Source organism: Streptomyces sp. WM6386, from assembly GCF_000972385.1.
Taxonomy (GTDB): domain Bacteria; phylum Actinomycetota; class Actinomycetes; order Streptomycetales; family Streptomycetaceae; genus Streptomyces.
Window position 1 is genome coordinate 1 of the sequence record NZ_JXTE01000274.1, and the last position, 857, is coordinate 857.

Below are 857 nucleotides of genomic sequence, written 5' to 3' on the forward strand. Positions count from 1 at the left end.
CAGGAAGTGAGCCGACCGCGATGCAGACCTTTCTGCCCCACCCGGACTTCCGGCAGACGGCCCAGTTGCTGGACCGGCGCCGGCTGGGCAAACAGCGGGTCGAGGCGCTGCAGGTCCTGCGCGGCCTGACGGTGCCCGGATACGGCTGGCGCCGGCAACCGGCCGTACGGATGTGGGCGGGGTACGAGGAGGCACTCGTACGGTACGGGCTGGAGATCTGCCGGGTCTGGCGCGAACAGGGGCACCAGGACAGCTGCGCCGCCTCCCTGGTGGCCGGACTGACCGCGGTGCGCCCCGGCGTCCAGGTGCGCGGCCAGCCGGAACTGACCGCCGCCGGCGAACTACCGCCTTGGCACGGCGACGAGGCCTTCCACGAGAGCCATCGCTCGGCACTGGTCCGCAAGGCCCCGGAGGCGTACGCCGAGCTGTTCCCCGGCGTGCCCGACGACCTCCCGTACGTGTGGCCCGCGTCCGACAGGGAGGCACAACCGTGCTGACGGCGGTCCGGGAAGAGTTGGGCAAGGCCCTGTTCCGGCGGGTCGCGGGCCCCGACGGACCGGCGAACCGCGCCCGCATCCACGACACCCCCGGCCCGCGCTGGTTCGCACCGGACCACCCCATCCGCACGGTCCACGGCGACGCCTCGATGTTCATCGGCGGCCTCAGCGCACTGCTCCTGCAGTCCCTGCATCCGCTCGCCATGGCGGCGGTTGCCGGACACTCCGGATTTCGCGGCGACCCGTGGGGTCGCCTCCAGCGCACCAGCACCTTCCTGGCCGTGACGACCTACGGCACCGCCGACGACGCCCAACGGGCGGTGGATCACGTCCGGGACATCCATGACCACATCCGTGGGA

The 857-nt window shown here is 72.3% G+C and carries 2 protein-coding genes; both read left to right on the forward strand.

Annotated elements, in window-relative coordinates; translation table 11 throughout:
* Window positions 1-20: 20 nt before the first annotated feature.
* Window positions 21-497 carry an MSMEG_6728 family protein gene (locus tag TN53_RS41205; protein ID WP_046264015.1) on the forward strand — a complete coding sequence of 159 codons (477 nt, stop codon included), beginning with the start codon at window positions 21-23 and terminating at the stop codon, window positions 495-497.
* The coding region (locus tag TN53_RS41210; RefSeq protein ID WP_046264014.1) for an oxygenase MpaB family protein at window positions 491-857 on the forward strand (367 nt) is incomplete at its 3' end. The genes TN53_RS41205 and TN53_RS41210, both read left to right, overlap by 7 nt.

Bases quoted from the DNA above. Each gene is read 5' to 3' on its own strand.
- TN53_RS41205 (WP_046264015.1), top strand. From the start codon at position 21: ATGCAGACCTTTCTGCCCCACCCGGACTTCCGGCAGACGGCCCAGTTG.